Genomic DNA, 1,652 nt, shown 5'->3' with positions numbered 1-1,652 from the left:
GGCCCGGCTCGACCAGCCAGTGGTTCGGAACGGAATCGTCCACTGCGACGCCGACGGATCGGAGGACCTGCACGGTCATGGCGATGTGGTCGAGGCTCGGGACGGGTTTGCCGACGTGCTCGAGGTGCAGACCATGCGTGAAGCGGGCCCCGACCAGGAGCAGGGCGGACACGAACTGGGACGAGGCCGCAGCATCGATGACCAGGTGCCCACCGTCCACGGCCCCTGTGCCCTGCACGGTGAAGGGGAGGGAGCCGGTGTCGTCGTCGTCGACGGTCATGCCGAGGCCGCGCAGCGATTCGATGATGGCGCCCATCGGCCGTTGTCGCGCATGCGGGTCACCATCGAAGGACGTGGGCCCGTCGAGGAGGGCGGCGAGTGGGGGAACGAACCGCATCACGGTGCCGGCGAGCCCGCAGTCGACGTGCCGGGCCGACGCCGGCAGGGCCGGTTCCTGGGAGGTGCGCGGGGTAGGGAGCGGTTCGATTTGGAGATCCGGCCCGTATCCGCCGGTGCCGGAAGGCTCGTTGACGATGGCGCCCAGCGACCGAATGGCCGTCACCATGAGAGCGGAGTCCCTGGAGTGCAGGGGATCGCGGAGCACACTCGGCCCGTCGGCCAGCGCCGCGAGGACGAGGTAGCGATTGGTGAGCGATTTGGAACCCGGCACCGCCAGCCGGGCATCGACCGGCGCCGCTGCGTGCGGCGCCGGCCAAAGGTCTCGGGTGGTTGCAGATGCTGTTTCAGGAGCGCCACCCGATGCGTTGGTCATGCCGCTTATGAGCCCACGACGTCGGAGGCGGTCTTGCGTACTGCCGAGTCGGCCTTCTTCAGCTGCTTCCGCGCGTCCTTGCTGAGGCCGACGGCGTTCTTCCTGGCGCCGGTGGCGAAATGCTCAGCCCGCCAGACGAGGCCGGGACGGCCGTTGGTGTCCACTGCTGCGAGGAGCACGGCTCCGATGAGCGAGAGGTTCTTGAGCAGCTGGCTGCGGCGGGCCTTGCGGGCCTCGGGAGTCGACGAGTCAGCGGCGTTGAAGTCGGCCAGGGCGTTCACTGCCGCAGTCACCGTGAGCAGGACCGCAGCGAGCCGGGAGAACCTGCCGATGCCGAGCAGGACACCCGCGCCGACCTGGGTTGCGCCCAGGATCTGGGCCACCAGCTTCTCGTTGTCGGTGATCGACGCCGCGGACGGAACCGACTTGGTGATCTTCTTCAGAACGGGCGCCAGCTGGGTTGCAGTGGCGCTGGTGTTCCTCAAACGGTCAACGCCCGAGAAAACAAAGCTGCTGGCGATGAGTGGTCGGGCTATAACGCGGACAAGGGTCACAACTGCCTCCTGGTTGCCGACGGTTCAGCGCCGGTTTTCGAGATTGTCTGGGAACATACAGGGCACGCTGAGTCTAGTTTTACATGCTCCCGGCGGGTGCGGCGATCCTCATCCCACGGTGGCTGCGCCTGCGCGCGATATCGGGGGCCGGTGGACGCCCGGCGCCTGGATGGAATAAGCGCACCGGCGCGCGGGTTGGAGAGGAGGTAGAAGTAATCCGGAACGGAAGGTGAACCCTTGGCGTCAATGACAGCCGACACAGCCGTGTCCCCTGATTTCCAGCTCGAGGTGATGGTGGGCCGTCCCGCGGCCGGCGGCACTGACCG

2 protein-coding genes are annotated in these 1,652 nt (G+C 67.6%); both read right to left on the bottom strand.

The window, feature by feature from the left end; all coding sequences use genetic code 11:
- A partial coding sequence (locus Y705_RS23050) for a 3-phosphoshikimate 1-carboxyvinyltransferase (RefSeq protein ID WP_444826169.1) occupies positions 1 to 772 on the bottom strand: 772 nt, incomplete at its 3' end.
- 5 nt (positions 773 to 777) lie between these two features.
- Entirely contained in the window at positions 778 to 1,326 is a 549-nt protein-coding gene (locus Y705_RS0107185; RefSeq protein ID WP_026532369.1) for a DoxX family protein, read from the bottom strand.
- Positions 1,327 to 1,652: the final 326 nt, after the last annotated feature.

It is taken from the genome of Arthrobacter sp. H41 (genome assembly GCF_000520535.1).
In the GTDB taxonomy this organism is placed as follows: Bacteria; Actinomycetota; Actinomycetes; order Actinomycetales; family Micrococcaceae; genus Arthrobacter_D.
The sequence above is the reverse complement of the archived record's forward strand: the minus strand, read 5'-3'. Positions and strand labels throughout refer to the sequence as shown.